Origin of the sequence: Nonomuraea longicatena (assembly GCF_039525605.1) — a bacterium.
Lineage (GTDB): Bacteria > Actinomycetota > Actinomycetes > Streptosporangiales > Streptosporangiaceae > Nonomuraea > Nonomuraea longicatena.
Genome location: NZ_BAAAHQ010000037.1, coordinates 73,586 through 89,548, shown reverse-complemented (window position 1 = coordinate 89,548; position 15,963 = coordinate 73,586). Strand labels below are relative to the sequence as shown.

12 protein-coding genes and 1 riboswitch are annotated in these 15,963 nt (G+C 70.0%); of the genes, 7 read left to right on the top strand and 5 right to left on the bottom strand.

The features are described from left to right. Window positions 1-229 precede the first annotated feature (229 nt). Window positions 230-2,320: a S9 family peptidase gene (locus tag ABD120_RS29735; protein WP_343953471.1), complete on the top strand. Its 2,091-nt coding sequence runs from the start codon at window positions 230-232 to the stop codon at window positions 2,318-2,320. Further along, window positions 2,317-3,324, top strand: a complete 1,008-nt coding sequence (locus ABD120_RS29730) for an aldo/keto reductase (protein WP_343953470.1) — start codon at window positions 2,317-2,319, stop codon at window positions 3,322-3,324. Before ABD120_RS29735 ends, ABD120_RS29730 begins: the two co-directional genes overlap by 4 nt. Here the strand turns inward: ABD120_RS29730 and ABD120_RS29725 are convergent. Beyond that, on the bottom strand, window positions 3,293-5,734 hold the full coding sequence (locus ABD120_RS29725) for a flippase-like domain-containing protein (protein ID WP_343953468.1): 2,442 nt from the start codon (window positions 5,732-5,734) through the stop codon (window positions 3,293-3,295). The genes ABD120_RS29730 and ABD120_RS29725 overlap by 32 nt on opposite strands. A gap of 151 nt (window positions 5,735-5,885) precedes the next feature. Here ABD120_RS29725 and ABD120_RS29720 point away from each other — a divergent pair, with 151 nt between their 5' ends. From ABD120_RS29720 to ABD120_RS29710, 3 genes are all read left to right on the top strand, one after another. After that, window positions 5,886-7,187, top strand: coding sequence for a M28 family peptidase (locus ABD120_RS29720; RefSeq protein ID WP_343953467.1), 1,302 nt, complete (start codon window positions 5,886-5,888; stop codon window positions 7,185-7,187). A 90-nt stretch (window positions 7,188-7,277) separates the two neighbouring features. After that, window positions 7,278-8,828 (top strand): M28 family peptidase, encoded by a 1,551-nt coding sequence (locus tag ABD120_RS29715; RefSeq protein WP_343953466.1) that lies wholly within the window; start codon window positions 7,278-7,280, stop codon window positions 8,826-8,828. Between the two features lie 103 nt (window positions 8,829-8,931). Then, window positions 8,932-10,929, top strand: a complete 1,998-nt coding sequence (locus ABD120_RS29710; protein ID WP_343953465.1) for a molybdopterin-containing oxidoreductase family protein — start codon at window positions 8,932-8,934, stop codon at window positions 10,927-10,929. On the opposite strand, the gene ABD120_RS29705 is transcribed toward ABD120_RS29710, so the two are convergent. Next, window positions 10,910-11,833 carry a GNAT family N-acetyltransferase gene (locus ABD120_RS29705; protein ID WP_343953464.1) on the bottom strand — a complete coding sequence of 308 codons (924 nt, stop codon included), beginning with the start codon at window positions 11,831-11,833 and terminating at the stop codon, window positions 10,910-10,912. The genes ABD120_RS29710 and ABD120_RS29705 overlap by 20 nt on opposite strands. A gap of 56 nt (window positions 11,834-11,889) precedes the next feature. Here ABD120_RS29705 and ABD120_RS29700 point away from each other — a divergent pair, with 56 nt between their 5' ends. After that, window positions 11,890-12,273, top strand: a complete 384-nt coding sequence (locus tag ABD120_RS29700) for a VOC family protein (protein WP_343953463.1) — start codon at window positions 11,890-11,892, stop codon at window positions 12,271-12,273. A 3-nt stretch (window positions 12,274-12,276) separates the two neighbouring features. Here ABD120_RS29700 and ABD120_RS29695 read toward each other — a convergent pair whose 3' ends face one another. From ABD120_RS29695 to ABD120_RS29685, 3 genes are all read right to left on the bottom strand, one after another. After that, window positions 12,277-12,717, bottom strand: coding sequence for a hypothetical protein (locus tag ABD120_RS29695; RefSeq protein ID WP_343953462.1), 441 nt, complete (start codon window positions 12,715-12,717; stop codon window positions 12,277-12,279). Window positions 12,718-12,783: 66 nt separating this feature from the next. Then, on the bottom strand, window positions 12,784-13,107 hold the full coding sequence (locus tag ABD120_RS29690; RefSeq protein WP_343953461.1) for a DMT family transporter: 324 nt from the start codon (window positions 13,105-13,107) through the stop codon (window positions 12,784-12,786). Between the two features lie 32 nt (window positions 13,108-13,139). Beyond that, window positions 13,140-13,198, bottom strand: a riboswitch (guanidine-III (ykkC-III) riboswitch). Between the two features lie 10 nt (window positions 13,199-13,208). Further along, window positions 13,209-14,021: a class I SAM-dependent methyltransferase gene (locus ABD120_RS29685; RefSeq protein WP_343953459.1), complete on the bottom strand. Its 813-nt coding sequence runs from the start codon at window positions 14,019-14,021 to the stop codon at window positions 13,209-13,211. A 104-nt stretch (window positions 14,022-14,125) separates the two neighbouring features. Between ABD120_RS29685 and ABD120_RS29680 the strand changes: the two genes are divergently transcribed. Beyond that, window positions 14,126-15,931: an acyl-CoA dehydrogenase gene (locus tag ABD120_RS29680; RefSeq protein ID WP_343953458.1), complete on the top strand. Its 1,806-nt coding sequence runs from the start codon at window positions 14,126-14,128 to the stop codon at window positions 15,929-15,931. Window positions 15,932-15,963: the final 32 nt, after the last annotated feature.

Genomic DNA, 15,963 nt, shown 5'->3' with positions numbered 1-15,963 from the left:
TCGCGATCGAACTGGAGAAGAATTTCGACCGCCCCGCTTCCGGGACAACCCCTCTAACTTACCGACCCGATGCGCGGTTGGCAAACCGATCATCGGAGAGGGGGCGCCGTTCACCAGATGTTCTTGGTGGCGGCAGAGGAAAGATTAGCAGCGCCGCCGACCGTTCGAGACGCGTTCGCCCACTCCCGAGGCCACAGAACGATCACGGCGGGACCATAGACTCCCCAACGTGAGCACCCACACGCCGCCGACGGCGAAGAAGGTCCCGACTGAGCGCACCCATCACGGCGACACCGTGATCGACGAATACGCCTGGCTCGCCGACAAGGAGGACCCTGACACAGTCGCCTACCTGGAGGCCGAGAACGCGTATCTGAAGGCGCAGACCGCACATCTGTCCGACGTACAGGCGCAGGTCTTCCAGGAGATCAAGGGCAGGGTCCAGGAGACCGACCTGTCCGTGCCCAGCCGCAAGGGCGCGTGGTGGTACTTCACCCGCACCGAGGAGGGCAAGCAGTACGCGATCTCCTGCCGTGTGCCCGCGACCGGCGACACCCCGCCGGAGATCCGCCCCGCCGAGGTCCTGGAGAACGAGCAGGTGCTGCTCGACGGCAACGAGCTGGCCGGCGACAGCGAGTTCTTCTCCATGGGCACCAGCTCCGTCTCGCCGGACGGCACGATGCTCGCCTACTCCACCGACTTCAAGGGGGCCGAGCGCTTCACCCTGCGCTTCAAGGACCTCCGGACCGGCGAGATCCTCGACGACGAGATCACCGACATCTTCTACGGCGGTGCCTGGTCGGCCGACGGCTCGACGTTCTTCTACACGCGGGTGGACGACGCCTGGCGCCCGTACCAGGTCTACCGGCACCGGCTCGGCACTCAGGACGACGTGCTGGTCTACGAGGAGTCCGACGAGCGGTTCTGGGTCGGCATCGGGCTGACGCGCAGCGAGCGCTACCTGGTCCTCGGCGCGGGCAGCAAGATCACCAGCGAGGTGCGGCTGCTCGACGCCACCACACCCGACGGCGAGTTCCAGCTCGTACGGCCCCGCAAGACCGGCGTCGAGTACGGCCTGGAGCACGCGGGCGAGTTCTTCTACGTCCTCCACAACGAGAACGCCGAGAACTTCGAGCTGGCCACGGCCCCGCTCGCCGCGCCGGGCGAGTGGACCGCGCTCGTGGCCCATCGCGACGACACCCGGCTTCTGGAGATCGACGCCTTCGCCGAGCACGCGGTGATCCACTTCAGGCGGGAGGGCCTGACGGGCCTGCGCATCCTCCCGTACGGCCCCGCCGCCGATCCCAGGAACCTGGCGGGCGACGGCGCCTACGAGATCCCCTTCCCCGAGCCGCTGTACGACGTGGGCCCGGCGGGCAACCCCGAGTTCACGACCACCCGTCTGCGGCTGGGCTACACGAGCATGGTCACCCCGCCCAGCGTGTACGACTACGAGTTGGCGACGCGCGAGCTGATCCTGCTCAAGCGCAAGCCCGTGCTCGGCGGCTACGACCCCGAGGACTACGAGCAGGTGCGCGAGTGGGCGACGGCGGAGGACGGCACCCGGGTGCCGGTCTCGCTGGTGAAGCGGAAGGACACCGCGACGCCGGCACCGACGGTCCTGTACGGCTACGGCAGTTACGAGAGTTCAATCGACCCGTCGTTCTCCGTACCGAGGCTGTCGCTGCTGGACCGGGGCTTCGTGTTCGCGGTGGCGCACGTGCGCGGCGGTGGCGAGATGGGCCGCCGGTGGTACGAGGAAGGCAAGCTGACCCGCAAGCGCAACTCCTTCACGGACTTCGTGGCGGCGGCCCGGCACCTGAGGGCGGCCGGATGGAGCTCGCGGGTGGTGGCGCGGGGCGGTTCGGCGGGCGGGCTGCTGATGGGCGCGGTCACGAACCTGGCGCCGGAGGAGTTCGCGGGAGTGGTGGCCGAGGTGCCGTTCGTGGACGCGCTGAACACGATCCTCGACCCGTCGCTGCCATTGACGGTGATCGAGTGGGACGAGTGGGGCGACCCGCTGCACAACCCGGAGGTGTACGCCTACATGAAGGGCTACACGCCTTACGAGAACGTGGACGGCAGGGACTACCCGCCGATCCTCGCGATCACCAGCCTCAACGACACCCGGGTGCTGTACCACGAGCCCGCGAAGTGGGTCGCGCGGCTGCGGGCGACCGCGAACGGCGGGCCGTTCCTGCTGAAGACGGAGATGGGCGCGGGTCACGGCGGCAGGAGCGGCCGGTACGACGCCTGGCGCGAGGAGGCGTTCGCGCTGTCGTGGATCATCGAGCGAGGCACTGAGGAGGGCACGGCGTGAGCTACCGGGCCGACGAGGGCAGGTACGAGGACCGGATGCCGTACAACCGCACCGGGCGCAGCGGGCTGAAGCTGCCCGCCGTGTCGCTGGGGTTGTGGCAGAACTTCGGCGACAACCGGCCGCTGGAGAACTCCAGGGCGATCCTGCGGCGGGCCTTCGACCTGGGGGTGACGCACTTCGACCTGGCCAACAACTACGGGGTCCCGTACGGCTCGGCCGAGCGCAACTTCGGTGTGATCTTCGCCCAGGACTTCGCGCCCTACCGCGACGAGTTGGTGATCTCGACGAAGGCGGGCTACGACATGTGGCCGGGCCCGTACGGCGAGTGGGGGTCGCGCAAGTACGTGCTGGCGAGCCTCGACCAGTCGCTCAAGCGGATGGGGCTCGACTACGTCGACGTCTTCTACAGCCACCGCCCGGACCGGGAGACCCCGTTCGAGGAGACGATGGGGGCACTGGACCACGCGGTGCGCTCGGGCAAGGCGCTGTATGCGGCGATCTCCAACTACACGGCCGAGCAGACGGTGGTGGCGGCCCGGATCATGCGGGAGCTGGGCACGCCGCTGCTGATCCACCAGCCGTCGTACTCGATGATCAACAGGTGGATCGAGGACGGGCTGCTGGAGGTGCTGGAGGAGGCCGGCATGGGGTGCATCGTCTACTCGCCGCTGGCTCAGGGGCTGCTGACCGACCGGTACCTCAGGGACGTACCGGCTGATTCGCGGGCGGCGACGAGCCGGTTCCTGTCGGCCGAGCGCGCGGAGGACAGCCGGAAGCTGGCCGCCGACCTCGACGCGGTGGCCGGGCGGCGGGGTCAGTCGCTGGCGCAGATGGCGCTGTCGTGGGCGCTGCGCGATCCGAGGGTGACCAGTGTGCTCATCGGGGCGAGCAGCGTGAAGCAGCTTGAGGACAACGTGGCCTGCGTGAGCGGCCCGGAGTTCACCGAGGCGGAGCTCGCCGAGATCGACCGGATCACAGGGCCGCGTGTTTCTGCAGGTAGGTGAAGGCGGCCCAGCCGGGCAGCACCGGCAGCCAGAAGGTGAGCAGCCGGTAGAGCAGGACGGATGAGGTGGCGAGTTCCGCGGGCACGCCGGCGACGGTGAGGCCCGCGGACAGCGCCACCTCGACCGCGCCCAGGCCGCCCGGCGTGGGCGCGGCCGAGCCGATGGCGTTGGCGGTCAGGAAGACGACGGCCACGGTGGTAAAGTCGATCTTGCCGCCGAATGCGGAGACGCAGGCGTCGAGGCAGATGACGAAGGCGATCGTGATCATCACCGTGCCCGACAGCGCCTCCAGCATCTTGAGCGGCGACTGCAGCACGTCGAGCAGGCGGGGCAGCACGTTCGAGAAGAGCGAGCGCAGCCGTTTGGTGAGCATCCGCCGGATTCTCGGCACTCCGAGCATCACCACCATCGCGACGGCCACGCCCAGCAGTGCGAGGACGAGTCCGCGCTGGGGCGTGAACGAGGTGGGGGTGCTGGAGCCGGTGATGTAGGCGAACAGCAGCAGCAACGCGATGTGCGCGATCAGCATGATCAACTGTGAGGCGCCCACCGAGGCCACCGCCAGTGCGGGCGGGATGCCGCGTTTTTGCAGGTAGCGGGTGTTGATGGCGACGCCGCCGATCGCGGGCGGGGTCACCAGCTTGACGAACGACGAGGCGAACTGCACCAGGATGGTCCGCCACAGCGGCAGCGGCTCCGGCACGAAGCCGCGCAGCATGAGCGCGGCCGCGACGAAGCTGACGGCCGAGGCGGCGAGCGCCAGGAGCGACCACGCCCAGTTGGCGGTGGTGACGACGGTGACGATGTTGACCTGGCTGAGCTGCGACAGCAGGAAGTACGCGGCCAGGGTGCTGGCGATGATCGTGACGAGGGTGCGCGGCCGGAAGCGTTCGAGCCTGATCTCCTCGACGGTGACCTCGGGCTTCAGCGCCTGGATCTGCTCGCGGATCTCGCCGAGCAGCCCCTTGTTCTTGGCCAGGGCCGAGCGGGTCTCGCGGGTGAGGGCGATGCGCTGGAGCAGCGGCATCGCGCTGGCGAGCTGGTCGGGGCCGACCACGCGGGAGGCGGCGACGACCGAGCGCTGCGCGCCGACGCGCAGGCCGAGGTAGGTGAGCAGTTGCACGATGTCGAGGCGGAGCAGCAGGTCTCCGGCGGCGATCTCGCCGCTGCGGGCGTCGGTGAGGACGACCCGGCCGTCGCGGTCGACGTGGATGCTGTCGCCCATCAGCCTCCGGTGGGCCAGGCGCTGCATGCGCAGCAGTTCGACCTGCTCCCAGATCTGGGCGAGCAGGTCGTCGGTGATCTCGGAGTCGGCGAGCGCGTCGAGCGGGCGGGTCTGCAGGTGCTCGTAGGCGAGCAGTGCGGCCTCGGTGCCGACCTCGCTGGTGCCGAGCAGGCGCGGGGTCGAGGCGCCGGCCGCCTGGGCGGCGTAGGCCATGAGGGCCTCGCGTTCGAGCTCGGCGCGCAGGGAGCGGATGGCTCTGCGCCGGGTCTCCGAGTTGAGCCTGATGCGGCGCCACAGCCGGTACGGCAGCCCGGCCACCTGGCGGTCGCGGTCGAGGACGGTGACGTCGAGGCTGCTGCCGTCCTTGAGCCCGACGGCGTAGCGGCGGCTGCCCTGGTGGTCGTCCTCGACGCGGCGGGCGGTGATCGGGGTGAAGTTGAGCCGGCGCAGGGCGGCGATGACGGCGTTGCCCGGCGGGCGGGTGTTGGGGCTGCCGATGCCGTAGAGGGTGGCGTAGCCGATGGCCATGCCGGTGAGGACGGTGAGCATGGCGCTGGGAAGCGTGATCTGCTTGCCGGTGAACAGCGAGAGCACGTAGAGGGCGACCACGGTCCACATGAGCGCGCGCCAGGTGGGTCTGCGTGAGATCCGTACGGCGGTGCAGTAGGCGATGGTCGAGGTGAGCAGCGAGTTGAGCGGCTCGACGCCCGGCCGGTTGCCGGTGAGGAGCTGGCGCAGGTCGGCGACGCCCTCGGTGGAGGTCACCCATTCGCCGATGAGGAAGGCGCCGACCAGGCCGATGATGGCGGCGATCAGGCCCTCCGCCACGCGCAGGCCGTCGCGGTGGAAGACGCGTTCGACCGCGAAGGCCACGGGGACGACGAGGATGGCGCCGCCGCCGAGGAAGGAGGCGACCCGGCTCAGCAGGTTGGGGACGAGGCTGGCGCCCTCCTGGACGTCGCCGGCCAGGCCGTTGAGGGTCTGCTTGGCTACGAGGGACAGCAGGATGACGGCGCCGATGACCAGCAGCGTGGCCATGAAGCGCAGCAGGTCGGAGGGGCGCCGCAGACGTTGCGGAAGCAGCGGTTCGACGACGTAGACGTCGGGTTCGCGGCGTGCCGCATCGACGGCGGGGTCCTGGTCTTCCAGGTCCGCCGTGTCGTTCCGTTCACTGATATCCGCCACCGACAGCGATTCTGCACCTTCCGGCCCGGACCGTACGATCTTTGGCCACTAGCGTCCTCAAACGTCACCTGAGTCAACGTACCGGGTAAGGACTCCACCAGCGCCGACGCGTCCTCCCCCCATCGGGGGAGAGGATTGGCAGGCTCTTGCCATGATCACTCATGCGATGTTGCTCCTGGCCCTTGCCGCGCCGAGCGCACCCGCTGTGAGCCGGGACCTGAGCGTCAAGGTGGACAACGTACTAGCCCACCTCCAGGCATTCCAAGCCATAGCAGATGCGAACGGGGGAAATCGAGCTGCTGGACTGCCCGGCTACGCCGCATCCGCAGCCTATGTCGCCAATCAGCTGCGTGCGGCGGGCTACACCGTACAGCTGCAGCCGTTCTCCTTTCCTTTCTACCGGCTGTTGTCGCCCGCGGTGCTGGAAGGCAAGAAGCGGTTCGCGGGGGTCTCCACGCTGGAGTACTCGGGCAACGGGGACGTCTCGGCCGCGCCGCAGGAGGCCGGGGACGGGTGCGAGGCGACGGACTTCGCGGAGTTCACGGCGGGCCGGGTGGCCGTGGTCAAGCGGGGCACGTGCACCTTCGTGGTGAAGGCGGGGCACGCGGTGGACGCGGGGGCGAAGGCGCTGGTCGTCGTCGACGACAAGGGCACCTTCGAGGGGACGCTGCAGTCGCCGCAGCCGATCCCGGTCGTCGCGGTGGGCCCGGCGGTCGGCGAGCAGGTGGCCAAGCTGAAGCGGGTGCGGGTGGCGACCCGGGTCGAGAGCGAGGAGCGCATCACGCACAACGTGATCGCGCAGACGCGGGGGACGGGCCGGGTCGTGATGGCGGGCGCGCACCTGGACAGCGTGCAGGCGGGTCCGGGCATCAACGACAACGCCTCGGGCAGCGCCGCGCTGTTGGAGCTCGCCCTGCGGGCGGCGAAGGCGCGGCCGGGCCTCCCGCTGCGGTTCGCCTGGTGGGGGGCGGAGGAGCTGGGGCTGCTCGGGTCCTTTCACTACGTCAGGGGCCTGGGCGAGGAGGAGAAGAAGAACATCAAGGCGTACCTGAACCTGGACATGATCGCCTCGCCGAACCCGATGTACGGCATCTACGACGGCGACGACTCCGACAAGGTCGGGTACGGCCCGGGGCCGAAGGGGTCGGCGAAGGTGGAGAAGGCCTTCGAGGACTACTTCACGCGCAAGAAGCTGCCCTACGCGGGGATCGACTTCGGCGGCCGTTCGGACTACGGGCCGTTCGTGCTGGCCGGGATCGCCTCGGGCGGGTTGTTCACGGGGGCGAACTCCGACAAGTCGGAGGAGGAGGCCAGGCGCTTCGGCGGTACGGCGGGCGAGCCGATGGACCGGTGCTACCACCAGGCGTGCGACGACGTGCGCAACATCAGCGAGAAGGCGTTGAAGATCTCGACGGCGGCCTTCGTGTACGCGGTTGACGAACTCAGCTCATAAATCCGGGCAAATCCACATCTTCCCCACAAGACCCTCCAAGGCATATTTTTCACGCCATCGGGGGACTCGTCACTCTGCTTGAGGAGATCCATGCGTCGTCGCATCGTCGTCGCGACCGCCGTCGTACTCGTCACACCGTTACTCGCCCCCATACTCGCCGCCGCCCCCGCACACGCCGACCGTGGCGGGGACCCGGCCCGCAAACTCGTCCAGGACGTCAAGGGACACAAGGTCAAGCGGCACCTGCGGGTCCTCGACGCCATCGCCAGGGCCAGCGGCGGCACCCGCGTCTCCAGCACACCCGGTTACGACCGCTCCCGCGACTACGTGGCCGCGCTGCTGCGCGGCGCCGGGTACAAGGTGACGGTCCAGCCGTTCGAGTTCACCTTCGACGGCTACAAGACGCCGCCCGTGATGCAGCGGGTCTCGCCGAGCCCGAAGACGTGGAAGAACGGCTTCTTCAACGACTACGTGGCCATGAGCGGCTCGCCGTCCGGCGGCGCCGAAGGGCGGATCCAGGCCGTCGACCTGGTGCTGCCCCCGGCGCCCACGCCGTCGTCCACGTCGGGCTGCGAAGCCGGCGACTTCGCCGGCTTCACCGCCGGCGGGGTCGCGCTGCTCCAGCGCGGCACCTGCAACTTCGCGGTCAAGGTCAAGAACGCGCAGGAGGCGGGCGCCTCCGCCGCCATCGTCTTCAACGAGGGCCAGGACGGGCGCACCGAGGTCGACCTGAACCCGACGCTGAGCGACCCGTCGATCACCATCCCGGCGTTCTTCGCGAGCTTCGCGGCGGGCTCCGACCTCGCCGCGACGGCCGGCGCCACGGTCAAGCTCAACTGGGACCCGATCGTCGAGCAGCGCACGACGTACAACGTGATCGCCGAGTCGCGGCGCGGGCGCGCGGACAACGTGGTCATGATGGGCGCGCATCTGGACAGCGTCCAGGAGGGGCCGGGCATCAACGACAACGGCTCCGGGACGGCCGCGCTGCTGGAGGTCGCGCTCCGGATGGCGAAGCACAAGCCCGCCAACCAGGTGCGGTTCGGGTTCTGGGGCGCCGAGGAGTTCGGACTGCTGGGCTCCAAGCACTACGTCGAGACGCTGCCGCAGGCCGAGAAGGACAAGATCGGGCTGTACCTGAACTACGACATGGTGGCCTCGCCGAACTTCGTCTACCAGGTGTACGACGGGGACGGGGACGCCTTCGGCGTACCGGGGCCGCAGGGTTCGGCGCAGCTTGAGAAGGACTTCCAGGACTTCTACGCCGGGCGCGGGCTGCCCCACAAGCCGAGCGAGTTCGACGGGCGCTCGGACTACAAGGCGTTCATCGACGCCGGGATCGCGGGCGGCGGTCTGTTCACGGGCGCGGAGAAGCGGAAGACGGCAGAGGAGGCCGCGCTCTTCGGCGGCACGGCGGGCATCCCGTACGACCCGTGCTACCACGGTGACTGCGACGACATCCGCAACATCAGCGACACGGCGCTGGACGTGAACTCCGACGCCATCGCGATGCTGGCCGGGAAGTACGTCTACTCGGAGGCGGCGCTGGACGCCATCCACCGGCCGGGGGCGCCGCACGCCGTACCGGCCGCGAAGCGGTCCATGGAGCACGGGCACGACCCGGCCTCGGCCGCGAGCTGACACGGCGAGCCTGCGAGCCTGCGGCCGCGGGGCCGCCGGCTGAGGGCCGATGCCGGAGAGCGCCCCGGGCACGCTCGGGGCGCTCTCTCGTAAGCTGGCCAGTATGTCGGGAAATAAGGTGGTTTTGGGGGCATGTCCGCTGGACTGCCCCGACACGTGCTCGTGGATCGTGACCGTCGAGGACGGCCGGGCCACCAAGATGCGCGGCAACCCCGACCAGCCGTACACTCGGGGCGCCCTGTGCGTGAAGGTCAACCGCTACCTGGAGCACACCCGCGCGGACGACCGGCTGCTGTACCCACTGCGCCGTACGGGCCCCAAGGGGTCGGGCCGGTTCGAGCGCATCACCTGGGACGAGGCCCTCGACGAGATCTCCACGCGGCTGCGGCGGACCGTGGACGAGCACGGCGGCGAGGCCGTCTGGCCCTACAACGGGACCGGCTCGCTCGGCTACCTGCAAGGCTGCGAAGGCGTCGCGGGCCGCCGCTTCTGGAACGTGCTCGGCGCCTCCAAGCACTGGCTCAACATCTGCTCGGCGGCGGGCAGCACCGGCCTGCACCGCGCGAACGGCACCGCGGGCGGCATGGATCCGGAGAACTTCGCCCTGGCCAAGCTCGTCCTGCTCTGGGGCACCAACACGCTGACCAGCGGACACCACCTGTGGAAGTTCATCCAGGACGCCAAGGCGGCGGGCGCGCACGTCGTCGCGATCGACCCGATCAGGACCCGTACGGCCGACCAGGCGGACGAGCATCTGGCGATCCGGCCGGGCACCGACGCGGTGCTGGCGCTCGGCCTGCTCAACGTGGTCCTGGCCGAGGGCGCGCAGGACGAGGAGTACCTGGCCGCCCACACGAGCGGCTGGGAGGACTTCCGCGCCGAGATCATGAGCTATCCGGTCGAACGGGTGGCGGAGATCACCGGTATCCCCGCCGACGCCGTCCACAGGCTGGGGACCCGCCTGGCGCGCACCCGCCCGACCGCGATCCGCGCCACGATGGGGCTGCAGCGGCACGCGGGCGGCGGCGCCGCGCTGCGCACCCTGGCCGCGATCCCCGGTGTCACCGGCGACTGGCGCCACCCGGGCGGCGGCCTGGCCTACTCGACGAGCGACCACGTCAAGCTGAACATCGACACCCGCGACGACCTGCTCCCCGCCCCGGCGCGCCTGCGCACGATGACCCGGATGGCCAGTGAGCTGCCGTCGGTGAAGTGCCTGTTCGTGTACGGCGCCAACCCGCTGTCGTCCACGTCGGACACGAGCCGCATCCGGCAGCAGCTCCAGCGGGAGGACCTGTTCACGGTCGTCATGGAGCAGTTCCCGACCGACACGGCCGACTACGCCGACATCGTGCTGCCCGCGACCATGCAGACCGAGCACATGGACCTGCACGCCGGATACGGCCACCTGTACCTGCTGTGGAACGAGCCGGCGACCGCCCCCGCCGGGGAGTGCCTGTCCACGACCGAGACCTTCCGCCGCCTGGCGGCGCACATGGGGATGACCGAGCCGTCGTTGTTCGCCTCCGACCTGGAGCTGGCCGAGGAACTGCTGTCGAGCGGGCACCCGTCGCTGGAGGGCGTCACGCTCGACCGGTTGCGCAAGGAGGGCTGGGTGCGGATGAACTACCCGAAGCCGTTCGCGCCGTTCGCCGAGGGCTTCCCCACGCCGTCGGGGCGGATGCGGTTCCCGCGCTCCGGCGAGGCGTACGTGCCGCCGTACACGGCGGGCAAGGACGGGCTGACGCTCATCACCCCCGCCGCGCACACCTTCCTCAACAGCACCTTCGGCAACAACCCCGAGCTGCTGCGGCGGGCCAAGAACCCGGTGGTGCTGGTCAGCGCGGCCGACGCGGCGGCGCGCGGCCTGACGGACGGCCGGCGGGTACGCGTGCACAACGCGAGCGGCGAGTTCCTGGCCGACGTCGAGATCAGCGACCGGGTCGCGCCCGGCGTGGTGGCCTCGCCGAAGGGCCGCTGGCCCAAGCTGAGCCCCGGCGGTGGCAACGTGAACGCCGTGGTGGCCGAGCGCGACGCCGACATGGGCAGAGGCGCGCTCTACCACGACAACATCGTGGAGCTCAGCCCAGTGGAAGCTTGAAGCCCTCGTGCGACTGGGCGTAGCCCAGCCCCCGGTAGAAGCGGTGGGCGTCCTCGCGCTGCTTGTCGGAGGTGAGCTGCACCATCGCGCAACCCCTGGCCCGGCCCCTGGCGTGGGCCCACTCCATCATCCGGCGGCCCCAGCCCTGGCCGCGCAGGTGTGCGGCGACCCGTACGGCCTCGACGAGCAGGCGGGTGGCGCCGTCGCGGGAGATGCCGGGGATGTAGGTGAGCTGCATGGTGCCGACGATCTCGCCCTTGAGCTCGGCCACGATCAGCTCGTTGTTCGGATCGGCGGAGATCGCCTCGAAGGCGGTGCGGTGGGTATCGCCGTAGGTGCCGGTGCGCCGGGCGGCGATCCGGTCGTCGGCGATCAGGTCCACGACGGCGGCGAGGTCGTCGGCGCGGGCCGTACGGAAGACCAGCGACAGCAGGTAGTGCGACTCCATCAGCGCCGGGTTGGACGGCAGCGCCATCACCCGGCCGCTCGGGACGAAGCCGAAGCGGGCGTAGAGGGCGCGGGCGGCGTGGTTGCGGTCGACCGCCCACAGGCCGATCTCGACGGCCTCGCGGGCGCGGGCCCACGCGACGACCTCCTCGACCAGCCGGGTGCCGACGCCCGTGCCGCGTGCGGCGGGATCGACCCACATGGACAGCAGGTGCACGTGGCCGGGGTGTTCCTCCAGGCCGCAGACGAGACCCACGATCCTGCCCCCTGCGGTGGCGGCGAACCACCGGCCGTCGGGGTTCGACAGGCGCTCGGCCCACTTGTCCGCGGAGAAGGCCGCCTCACGCTCGTAGGAGGAGCCGAAGGAGTCCGGCGAGTCGGCCAGGGCGCGCAGGCGAGCCTCGCGCAGGCGCTCGGCATCGGCGGTGGTCAGGGCCTCGATGGCAGGGTGCTCCATGGGGGGCATGGTAACCAGCTTGACGCTTTCGCCGGGATTCGGCTTGGGTGGTGGGCATGCTTGAGATCCACGCGGTGACCATCGACTCCGCCGACCCGTACGCCCTGGCCAGCTGGTGGAGCGAGGCGACCGGGCTGCCCCTGGGGGCCGGCGACCAGCCGGGCGACGACGAGGTCATGCTGCGTACGAAGCAGGACCCGTTCCTGCTGTTCATCCGGGTGCCCGAGGCCAAGTCCGGGAAGAACCGGGTCCACCTGGACGTCAGCTCCGCCGACGGCGGCACCCGTGACCAGGAGGTCGAGCGGATGCTCGCGCTGGGCGCCCGGGTCTTCGAGGACCACCGCAGGCCCGACGGCACCGGCTGGGTGACGATGCTCGACCCCGAGGGCAACGAGTTCTGCGTCTGCCGCAGCAGCGCCGAGAGGGGGGCGCCTGCCTGAGTGTCAGCTCTTCTCGCGGCCGCGCCCCTGCATGACGAAGGTCAGTACGCCCGTGATCAGGTAGACGAGGGCACCGTGCCAGATCGCGTCGAAGGCGGCGCCGAACATGCCCTCGCCGTCGATCACGAGCTGCACCGGGTAGCTGAGCAGGGCCACGATCCCGGCGGGCAGCAGCGAGAAGCGCCACGGGTGGCGCAGCGCCCACTGCCGGGCCTGGCGGGTGGCCCGGTCGCCGACGTCCGGTTTGGCGACCGAGCCGATCGCGGCGACCAGCGCGAACAGGCTGATGCCGAGGCTGAGGGCCCAGGTGAGGTCGTCGAAGCCGGACACCACCCACCCGACGGCGGTGACAGCGGCACCGCCGACCGCGGCGGCCTTCCAGGGCGCGCCGCGCAGGGCGGCGCCGGAGAGCGACATCTCGTCGCGGCGGCTGATCTCGTTCATGGCCTCAGACTGCCTCGCGGCGCCCCCTGCCCGCATCGGGGCGCAACCCTGATTCTGCGTTCAGGGTCAGTGGGCGGCGCCCGCGAGGTTGAGGCCGATCACACCCATGACGATGAGCGCGATGCTGGCGATCCGGGCGAAGGACACGTCGTCCCCCATCCAGATCATGCCGAGGACGGCGGTGCCGACGGCGCCGATGCCGGTCCACACCGCGTAGGCGGTGCCGACCTCCAGCGACTTCAGCGCGTAGGAGAGCAGCCCGAAGCTGGCGACGGCGAAGGCGAGGAAGGATACGGTCCACCACACGTGCGACAGGCCGTTGCTCAGCTTGAGCGACAGCGCCATCACGACTTCGAGGACACCGGCGAGAACGAGGATGATCCAGGCCACGGGAAACTCCCTGACAGACGAGACGACAAGGTCGTGCGTCGTCTTGGCGTTCCGGGTACGGCGCGTCTCGTCCGGGAGCTCTCGGCTCAACCGTCACAACGTCATGACTGCCCGGATGATTCCCACCAGATCGTCACCCACCGGTCGCGCGGCACCGGCCACATGCCGAGTTCCATCGCGGTGTCGGCGACCTCCGGGGCCATGGCCGGGTCGAGGCAGAGGCGGCGGCAGGCGCTCTCGGCCAGTTCGCCGAGGGTGCTGAAGCGCTCCATCGGGGCCTCCCGCTCCTCCACCCGCACCCCGAAGCCGAGCGCGGCCGCGAGGGCGACCACGTCCTCCGCGATGGGCCGCGCGGGCCTGCTCAGGTCGTGGTAGTGCTCCCACAGCGGGGTGAGCCAGCTCATCGGGTGGCGGTGGGTGAGTTCGAGGACCACGCGCTGCCTGGCGTGCGCGTCGAGGGCGCACAGGAAGACGTCGAGGTCCGGCACGTTGTAGGCGACGTGCGCGGCGACCGCGACGTCGGCGTCCTGGGTCTGGGCGGCCACGTCCGGCCAGCGGCCCTCGACGCCGACGACCTTGACGCCGAGTTCGTCGGCGGTGGCGCACAGGTGGGACAGCATGGCGGGCGAGGTGTCGACCGCGACGACGGTGCCGAGCCGGCCGTGCAGGGGCAGGGAGGCGGCTCCGGTGCCCGCGCCGACGTCGAGGACGCTGCCGCCCTCGGGCAGCGCCTCCACGATCCTGCTCATGGTCGGGCTTCGGTCGGCTTCGGCGAACGCGCTTTCGTCACGGGTGGTGAACCTGGCGGGGTCGTGGCCCCACGGATCGACCGGGGCACGCGCGAGGATCGAGTCGGGGATGGCCCACGAACCCAGGCGCGTCCGCCACAGGGCGGAGAGTTCTTCGGCGTCCATGGAGACGAGCATGCCACGCATATCAGTGGTTACCCGCGGGTAGCATTCCTAGTAAGGTTACTCATCAGTAGATTTTAGCCGCGGGTTCAAGGAGATCAGCAGCCATGGGGCACTACAAGAGCAACGTGCGTGATCTTGAATTCAACCTCTTCGAGGTGTTCGGCCGCCGTGACATCCTCGGCACCGGGCCCTACGCGGAAGTTGACGAGGATGTTGCCCGCACCATCCTCGAAGAGGTCGACCGCCTGTCCACCACGGTTCTCGCCGACTCCTTCGAGGAGGGCGACCGGACTCCCCCGGTGTTCGACCCGGCGACCGGCGAGGTCACCGTACCCGAGGGCTTCAAGAAGTCTTTCAACGCGCTGGTCGAGGGCGGTTGGGCGCACCTGGACCTGCCCGCCGACCTGGGCGGGCCCGGAATCCCGCGCAGCCTCGCGTGGGCGACGGCCGAGATGGTGCTGGGCGCCAACCCCGCCCTCTACATGTACGCCGCGGGCCCCAATTTCGCCTACACCCTGTGGCAGACCGGCACGCCCGAGCAGAAGCGCTTCGCCGAACTGGCCATCGAGCGCAACTGGGGCGCCACCATGGTGCTCACCGAGCCCGACGCGGGCTCCGACGTCGGCGCCGGCCGCGCCCGCGCGATCCGGCAGCCCGACGGCACCTGGCACATCGAGGGCGTCAAGCGCTTCATCACCAGCGCCGAGCACGACATGGCGGAGAACATCTTCCACCTGGTGCTCGCCCGCCCCGAGGGCCACCCCTCCGGCACCAAGGGCCTGTCGATGTTCCTCGTGCCGAAGTACCACGTGGACCTCGCCACCGGCGAACTCGGCGAGCGCAACGGCGCCTACGTCACCAACGTCGAGAAGAAGATGGGCCTGAAGGTCTCCACGACCTGCGAGCTCACCTTCGGCGACAAGCACCCGGCGATCGGCACCCTGGTCGGCGAGGTGCACGAGGGCATCAAGCAGATGTTCATGATCATCGAGCACGCCCGCATGATGGTCGGCACCAAGGCCATCGCCACGCTGTCCACCGGCTACCTGAACGCGCTGGAGTACGCGAAGTCCCGCGTCCAGGGCGCCGACCTGACCCAGATGACCGACAAGAGCGCCCCGCGCGTCACCATCAGCCACCACCCCGACGTGCGCCGCGAGCTCATGCTCCAGAAGTCGTACGCCGAGGGCATGCGCGCCCTGGTGCTCTACACGGCCACCTTCCAGGACACGATCCAACTCAACCCGGACGACCGCGACGCGCACGCCATGAACGACCTGCTGCTCCCGCTCGTCAAGGGCGTCGGCTCAGAGCGTTCGTACGAGCTGCTGTCGCGTTCGCTGCAGACCTTGGGCGGCTCCGGCTATCTGCAGGACTACCCGATCGAGCAGTACATCCGGGACGCCAGGATCGACTCCCTGTACGAGGGCACGACCGCGATCCAGGGCCTCGACCTGTTCTTCCGCAAGATCCTCCGCAACCAGGGCGCCGCCGTCGGCTCGCTGCTGGGCGAGATCAACGCCTTCGCCGCCTCCGAGGCGGGCAACGGCCGCCTCAAGGAGGAGCGCAAGCTGCTCGCCGAGGCCGCCGCCGAGGTCAAGGCCATGGGCGACCGGATGGCCGGCTGGGCGCTCGGCTCGCTGGAGTCGCCGCAGGAGGTCTACAAGGTCGGGCTCAACACCACCCGGCTGCTGCTGTCGCTCGGCGACCTGGTCATCGGCTGGCTGCTGCTGCGCCAGGCCGAGGTCGCCCTGGAGCGCCTGGCCGACGGCGAGGACGCCTTCTACCAGGGCAAGGTCGCGGCGGCGAGCTTCTTCGCCACCACCGTGCTGCCCAGGATCGCGACCGAGCGCCGGGTGCTCGACGCCACCGGCCTGGAGCTCATGGAACTGCCGGAAGCCGCGTTCTAGAGGGGTTCCAGAGACCTTTTGAGGACCGTCCG